This window comes from Novosphingobium sp. SG751A, from assembly GCF_013149295.1.
Lineage (GTDB): Bacteria > Pseudomonadota > Alphaproteobacteria > Sphingomonadales > Sphingomonadaceae > Novosphingobium.
This window is the reverse complement of the sequence record NZ_JABGCB010000031.1, coordinates 22,944-30,455: the sequence shown is the minus strand read 5'-3', so window position 1 is coordinate 30,455 and position 7,512 is coordinate 22,944. Positions and strand designations below refer to the sequence as shown.

5 protein-coding genes are annotated in these 7,512 nt (G+C 61.1%); 3 read left to right on the top strand and 2 right to left on the bottom strand.

All coding sequences use genetic code 11. The features are described from left to right. The first annotated feature begins 213 nt into the window (after positions 1 to 213). From FHW96_RS24245 to FHW96_RS24235, 3 genes are read left to right on the top strand one after another with little or no spacing between them, the layout of a single operon-like run. A complete protein-coding gene (locus tag FHW96_RS24245) occupies positions 214 to 2,280 on the top strand; it encodes an ATP-dependent endonuclease (protein ID WP_172343138.1) in 2,067 nt (688 codons plus the stop codon). Continuing rightward, entirely contained in the window at positions 2,273 to 4,030 is a 1,758-nt protein-coding gene (locus FHW96_RS24240; RefSeq protein ID WP_172343137.1) for a UvrD-helicase domain-containing protein, read from the top strand. The genes FHW96_RS24245 and FHW96_RS24240 overlap by 8 nt, the downstream gene beginning before the upstream one ends. 50 nt (positions 4,031 to 4,080) lie before the next feature. Next, on the top strand, positions 4,081 to 4,824 hold the full coding sequence (locus FHW96_RS24235) for a GNAT family N-acetyltransferase (RefSeq protein WP_371815804.1): 744 nt from the start codon (positions 4,081 to 4,083) through the stop codon (positions 4,822 to 4,824). A gap of 155 nt (positions 4,825 to 4,979) precedes the next feature. Here the strand turns inward: FHW96_RS24235 and FHW96_RS24230 are convergent, their stop codons facing one another. Together FHW96_RS24230 and FHW96_RS24225 are read right to left on the bottom strand one after the other, a co-directional pair. Beyond that, positions 4,980 to 5,780 carry a DUF3658 domain-containing protein gene (locus FHW96_RS24230; protein WP_172343136.1) on the bottom strand — a complete coding sequence of 267 codons (801 nt, stop codon included), beginning with the start codon at positions 5,778 to 5,780 and terminating at the stop codon, positions 4,980 to 4,982. 72 nt (positions 5,781 to 5,852) lie between these two features. Continuing rightward, positions 5,853 to 7,485 (bottom strand): IS66 family transposase gene (locus FHW96_RS24225; protein ID WP_253951229.1). Its coding sequence is split into 2 segments (ribosomal slippage): positions 5,853 to 6,812 and positions 6,814 to 7,485, totalling 1,632 coding nucleotides; the frame shifts between segments, so codons are not numbered across the junction. Between the last annotated feature and the right edge of the window lie 27 nt (positions 7,486 to 7,512).

Genomic DNA, 7,512 nt, shown 5'->3' with positions numbered 1-7,512 from the left:
ACGATCCTGTTCCTCGACGAAACGACCCATCGCGAAACCTCCCGAATAACCGGGAAACACTACCATAGAATGGCGTTTTTACACAGCCTCGACCACAATATGTCGTTCTGACCCTTCGCGCAGCGGGCTCGATCACGGCGAGAATGATGAGAGTCATCAAGGTGGGCGACAACAGCGCGGACGGGCGCTAGACTGATCCAAGAGGGGAACTGAATGCGTATCACCCGTGCAACAATCGAGAATTTCCGACTGCTTCGCGATGTCGAAATTGGCTTCGAGGAGCGGACCACGCTTATCGTGGGGCGAAACAACAGCGGCAAGACATCGATCGCAGAACTCTTCCGACGGCTGCTTTCGGACCGCGCAATCAGCTTCCGGCTGGAAGACTTCTCGCTGGGATGTCACGAATGTTTTTGGAATGCGCTGGTCGCGTATCGGGCGCATCCGGACGCCGCCGAGACGCTCGACCAGCTGCCCGTGATCCGGCTCGTGCTCGACATTGGCTATGACGTTGACGCTGCGGACCTTGGTTCGCTCAGCGAATGTATCATCGATCTGAACCCCGATTGCGCAGAGGCGCGGCTCGAGTTCCGTTTCGCACCGAAAGCCGGCGCGCTTCCCACACTCTTCGCAGACTTTGCAGAGCCGCTCGAAGATGCTGACGCCGATCGCGCGAGCTTCTATCGTGAGCTCGGTGTCCGGATCGCCTCGGTCTATACCGGCTCGCTCGAGGCGGTCGATCCAAACGACGCGACCAATCGCAAGACGCTCGAGCCCAAGTTGCTCTCGGTGCTCATCGGTGGCGGCTTCATCAATGCGCAGCGTGGGCTCGACGATGACACGTTTCGCGAACGCGACGTGCTCGGCAAGGTCGTCGAGGTGCTGTTCCAGTCGGCGTTGAACGACGAGCTGGATCCGGAGCGTCGCACCACGGCCGAGCAGCTCAAGGATGCCGTCGATCAGATCCAAGGCGATCTCCATGTCGGCTTCAACGCGAAGCTGACGTCGCTGCTGCCGACCTTCGACCTGTTCGGTTACCCGGGGCTCGTCGATCCGGGACTGGTCACTGAAACCAGCTTCGATGTCGACAAGCTGCTGAGCAATCATACGCGCCTGCGGTATCGCGGCGTGAACGGCGTCACCCTTCCCGAAACGTATAATGGGCTCGGCGCACGCAACCTCGTCTACATGTTGCTCCAGCTTCTGCGCTTCTTCCGTGAATTTCAAGGCACGCCGACCGCTGCTGGCGTGCATCTGGTCTTCATCGAGGAACCCGAGGCGCATCTGCATCCGCAGATGCAGGAAGTTTTCATCCGACAGCTGGAACACATCGCCAATGCGTTCGTGACCCAGCTCAACGCCGGCCGTCCCTGGCCTGTGCAATTCGTCGTCACGACGCACTCACCCCATATGGCGAACGAGGCGCGGTTCGAAAGCTTGCGGTACTTTCTCTCCATCCCGGACGGCCCCGGCCTGCGCCGGTCGGTGGTGAAGGATCTCCGGCAGGGCATGGGCGGAGCCCCGGAGGAGGATCGCAATTTCCTACACCAATATCTCACGCTGTCGCGCTGCGACCTGTTCTTCGCCGACAAGGCGGTCCTGATCGAGGGAACAGCGGAGCGGCTGCTACTCCCCGCTATGATCCGGAAGACCGACGCAATGGCAGTCGGCGAGCCGCAGCTCGGCAGCCAGTATCTGACCATCATGGAAGTAGGCGGCGCCTATGCGCATCGCTTTTTCGGTCTGCTCGCCTTCCTCGAACTGCGCACGCTGATCATCACGGATATCGACAGTGTGGCGCCCGGAGCAAAGAACAAGCGTGTCGCCGTGCGGGTGGCCGAGGGCACGTTCACGAGCAACGCGTGCATCAAAAGCTGGTTCGAGCCCGACGTCAATCCAGCCCAGCTCATTGCCAAGACAATCGACGAAAAGACCGACGGTGCTCGCCGGCTTGCCTATCAGATCCCCGAAGCCGAAGGCGGCCCCTGTGCTCGCAGCTTCGAGGACGCCTTTATCCTGGCGAACCTCGATCTCTTCGATCTGGGCGAAGGCGATAGCGCAACCCTGGCCTATGAGCATGCGGCCGAGCAGAAGAAGTCCAGTTTCGCCCTCGCGCATGCGATCGTGAACACCGAATGGCAAACGCCGCGCTATATCGCTGAAGGTCTCCGCTGGCTCGCGCAGGGCAACCCCGCGCCGGTCGTGGCACCGGCGGTTCTTGCCGAGGAGCTTGTCGCCGAGGTCATCGACGCCGCTGACGGAGCGCAAAACGATGGCTGAGGAAGAAAGTGCAGCTGATGCTGCTGGTCGTCTCGCACTCGAGCGCGTCTATGCCTGCTTCGACGAAGGCCGGAGCTTTCGTCTCGAGGCAGGGGCGGGCGCGGGTAAGACCTACTCGCTCGAAAAGGCGCTGCGGCGGCTCATAGATCTTCGGGGCAACGAGCTTGTGCGCAAGCGTCAGCAGATCGCCTGCGTCACCTACACCAACGTCGCCAAGGACGAGATCATCGCGCGGGTGCAGGCGCATCCGGCGGTGCGCGCGGAAACCATCCATGGCTTCTGCTGGTCGGTGCTGCAGGACTTTCAGACCGAACTTCGCACGATCGTGCCCGGTCTGCCGGAATGGGGAGAGCGCTTGGCCAATGCGGGGGTGGAGGCAATCGGCGACCGTACGATCCGCTATGAGCTCGGCTACCCCCGCGTGACGCCCGAAGAAGTGACGCTCAAGCATGATGACGTCCTTCTCCTGATGATCGAGCTCCTGGCGCGGCCTAAGTTCCAGCGGGTGTTGGCGGCCCGTTACCCCGTCCTTCTGATCGACGAATATCAGGACACCGACGCCGGGATCGTCGAGGCTCTCAAGTCCCATTTCCTCGACACCGGCACCGGACCGATCATCGGCCTGTTCGGTGATCACTGGCAGAAGATTTACGGCGAGGGCTGCGGTGCGGTGGAACATGCCGCGCTGACGGTCATCGACAAGAACGCCAATTTCCGTTCGGCGGAGCCGATCGTCGCGATGCTCAATCGCATGCGCCCGGGCCTTGATCAGATCTCCAGCGATCCGGACGCGCCGGGCGAGGCGCGGCTTTTCCACACCAATGCGTGGCCAGGCCAGCGCCGCACCGGCGGGCATTGGGCGGGCGACACAAGCCCCGAGGCGGCCCGCGCCTATGCCGACCATCTCAAGCATCGCCTGGAAAGCGAGGGTTGGGATTTCGCGGTTGAGCGCACCAAGATCCTGATGCTGAGCCACAGTGTGCTTGCCAAGGAGCAAGGTTACTCGACCATCCAGGGCATCTACGGGCGTTTCAATGGCGCATGGCTCAAGAAGGAAGATCCCCACATCAAGTTTCTGGCTGACCAGCTCGAACCGGCGGTGACCGCCTTTCAGACCCAGCGGTACGGCGACATGTTCGAAAGCCTGGGAACAGGGCGGCCGAGTATCCGGCGCCATCAGGACAAGGTCGCATGGACCCAGACGCTAGACCAGTTGGTCGAGCTGCGCACCACCGGCTTGATCGGGGATGTCATCGATTTCCTGCGGGACCAGCCGCACATGCACCTACCGGAGGCAGTTCTGGAGCGGGAGCAACGTCTGGCCGACGCCGGCCCGGAACCGGTCGAAGGTGAATCCAGCCGCGTCACCCAGCTGCGGAAGCTTCGCGCCGTCCCCTACACAGAGCTGATGGCGGTCGATGCGTTCATAGACGGACATACGCCGTTTGCCACGAAGCACGGCGTGAAGGGTGCGGAGTTCGAGAATGTCCTCGTCATCGTCGGTCGTGGCTGGAACATTTATAATTTCGCACAGATGCTGGAGCGCCTCGACCCCGGTCCGCCAGCCGACAAGGTCGAATCCTTCGAGAGCAATCGCAACCTGTTCTACGTGGCATGCTCCCGCCCCAAAAGAAGGCTGGCATTGCTTTTTACGCAGGTTCTGACCGCGGCTGCGATGGCTAAGGTGACCCAACTGTTCGGTTCGGCAAACGTAATCGCGCTACCGGCCGATCCGGCGGTGCCTGCTTGAACGTGACTGGGCTGGCTGGGCTGGCTAGAATGGAAAGGGGGCGCTTTAGCGTGACGATCGTGATATCGACGGATGAGGATCTCGGGCAGATCCTGGACTGGCTACGAGTAGAGGATCAAGGAGGAGAGACCACCTTTCATCCGAACCGAAACATGATCACTAATGGCCATGCCGCTGGCGAGCTGCTCGTGCTCAAAGAGGGCGATGAAGTCGCCGCTTTCGCGCTCGGCGCGCCGGGCGTCATCGACATCTTCGAAACGAAGCCAGCTTTCAGGCGGAGCGGCGAGGGGCGCAAGCTCGCGCGATATTGCATAGAACGAGCCGCCGAGGCGGATATGGCGGTGATCGAGGTAGAATGCGCGCCGTCGACCTCTCTGCCCTTCTGGAAGCATATGGGCTTTCAGGAGATCCGCGCGCGACACGGCCATAATCCCTGGGTCGGCCTTCGCGTGCCGAAGCGCTTGGCTTTGCCCGACGGGCAAGACCGTGAGGTCGTTATCCGTGTCTACGATGAAAGTGTGACCTATCGCGCTGATGTCAAACCGGTCGCAGAATATCGGCCGCAAGCAGTATTGGCCGAGGACGGCGCTATCTATCTTGAGGAGCGGGTAGCATTGTATGCACCTGATATCCCACAGGGCAACGATGTCGCCGTCGAGATCATCGTGCAGGGCGCCCGACTTGGCCTCGGCAAAGCGAAGCGTGACGAGTTGGAAGCGCTTGGCGTCCGACACGATCCCTTCCGAAATTTTTACATTGACGTGATTTATCCCACTACCGCGCGCGGCAAGTAAAGGTTTTGTGGGCATTGCCCGAACCGACGTGGATCGAGAGTAGGGCTTGGATAAATGTAGCCATCCGGTGAAGGCCGCAGTCCGACAGCCCTGTGGCAAAGCAGCTATCTCTGGAACGGCCAGGGGGCGGGATGGATGCTAGGTTGGTGAACGGGCTATGGCCGACATCCGACCAGGGGCTTTCCAGTAAGCCTTACCTTAACTCGCTCTTTTGCACCGAAGCGAAGCTCGCCGTCGGATACCAGAACGCCGTTCTTTGCGAGTACGCGCATTCGCCATAGTAGCAAGTTGTCGCTGACCTGATGGCCAACATCTAACGCGTCGCACATGGCATTGCCAATGAGGCGCAACTTATCCGTCCAGTCGTTGGAACAGCGGTTTAGCAGAAGGTGGTCAAAATAGTCATCTTGCGCGCTTTGGAGTTCGCCATTTTCGACGACACGCAAGAGAGCATTTTCGGCAACCAGTTGCGACCATTTATCCGGCGGGAAGCGTGACCGATCCCAATGAGATCGCGGGGCCTCGTCCAGAAGTTCCCCCATCGCATCGATATTGAGTTCGCCCAGGCCGAACGGCGCTTCGGTGCGCGATGCACCAACTCCCAAGACGTAATCCGCGATGATAATCTGTGTTCGATCATCGCCAAATTTCTGCAAATACCAGTAAAATCCGGCTAATTCATGCGCCGCGCGTGGGGCCACCCAAACGAGGCGATCGACATCGGCGGTCACCTCGTCGCAAAGGTCCTCAATATGATCGGCGTATCCGCTCCACATAGACGGTCCGTAAGGCACATACTGATCGAACCATTTTTCCCGCAGATAAAAATTACCATCCTCAAGGGGCCCCCAGTCGAGACAGGCTGAGAAGTCGATGACTCGGATATTTTGCCCACGCGCGTGAAGCGCCTGGCGCAGTGTGCCGGCTGCCGAGGAGGAGAAAATGATGTGCTGCATCAGGCGATGCTAACTGGCCGAAGTGATTTACCACAATGGCTGATTATGCCCTCAAAGCCCTTTAGGTTACCATTAGATCAGTCGTGGCCGCCAATTCCATGGGAGCAGATCGCCGAGACGGTTAACCGGACACTCCGCGATCCGCGTGAGGACATCTGCAAGCCATGCCTGCGGATCGATATCGTTGAGCCGGGCCGACTGGATCAGCGTGTAAAAGACGGCGGCCCGTTGCCCGCCACGATCCGAGCCGCAAAATAACCATGCCTTCCGGCCGAGAGGCACGCAGCGCAGAGCCCGTTCAGCAGCGTTGTTAGTCAGGCAAATTCGCCCGTCACCGAGAAAGCGCGTGAAGGCATCCCAGCGGCGCAGCATGTAGTTGATCGCCTTGGCCAGATCGTGGTTGCGCGACAGTTTGGCCATCTGGGCCGTCAGCCATATATGTAATCCGTCCATCAACGGCGCGCTCAGGTCCCGCCTAACGGCGAGCCGCTCGCTTGAACCCTTGCCGCTTATGGCGCGCTCAACGTCGAACAACGCGTCGATCCGCTGCACCGCCTCAAGCGCGATGGGATAGATGTGGCTAGCGCGCTCGCCACGGCTTCGCCGGCGGGCGGTTGCCTCCACATCAGCCAGTTCAAAGAACTTGCGCCGGGCATGGGCAAAGCAGCCTGCCTCCAGGATCGGGCCGGGTTCACGCCCGACGGCATAAAGCTCAGAATAGCCGCCATAGGCGTCCGCCTGCAGAATGCCTGACCATGACGTCAGATGGGCGCGCGGATGCTCACCACGCCGGTCGCGGGAGTAGTAGAACAGTGCGGCGGGCGGATCGGCGCCGCCAAAGGGCAGGTCATCGCGGACATAGGTCCACAAGCGAGCCGTATCAGCCTTCCCCTTGGCCATGACTGGCACGGTGGTATCGTCGCCATGGAGCCGCTGCGCAGCCAGAACATGAGCTTCGATCAGCCGATAGAGCGGCATCAGGGCAAAGGCTGCCGCGCCGATCTGATCGGCCAGCGTGGAGGTGGGCAATCGGCACGCCTTCGCGGGCAAAGCGCTCGGCCTGCCGATTGAGGGGCTGGTGCTGGCCATATTTCTCGAACAGCAGCATGGCCAGAAAGCTGGGACCGGCCCAGCCACGCGGCACGACATGGAACGGCGCCGGGGGCTGCGTGATGGTCTCGCAATCCCGGCAGGAGAATTTCTCGCGCACGGTCTGGATGACCTTCCATGCCCGGGGGATCACCTCCAGCGTCTCGGTCACATCTTCGCTCAGCTTTGACAGGCGATTGCCGCCACAGGCCGGGCACGAGCATGGCGCCGGGATGACGACGCGCTCGCGCGGCAGGTGCTCGGAGAACGGCTTGCGGGATGGCTTCTTGCGATCGAAGGCCGGGATACTGGTGGTCTTTGCCACGGCCGCCTCGGCGGCCAGGTCATCCTCGCTGGCGTCGCCTTCGAGATCCTCCAGTTGCAATTCCATCTGGTCGAGTAGACGGCGGCTGCGCTCGGCACTGGCGCCATATTGCTCGCGGCGTAGCTTTGCGATCTGGAGCTTGAGGTGGGCGATCATCGCCTCGGTGGCGCTGGCCTGGGCCTGAGCATTGGCCAGTTGCGCTTCGGCTTGATCGGCGCGCTGGAGGGTGGCCGCCAGCAGCGCTTTGAGCGCTTCCACATCGTCCGGAAAGGGCGAAACGGCGGTGTCCATGGCGTGGATGGAATCATAGAAAGCCGC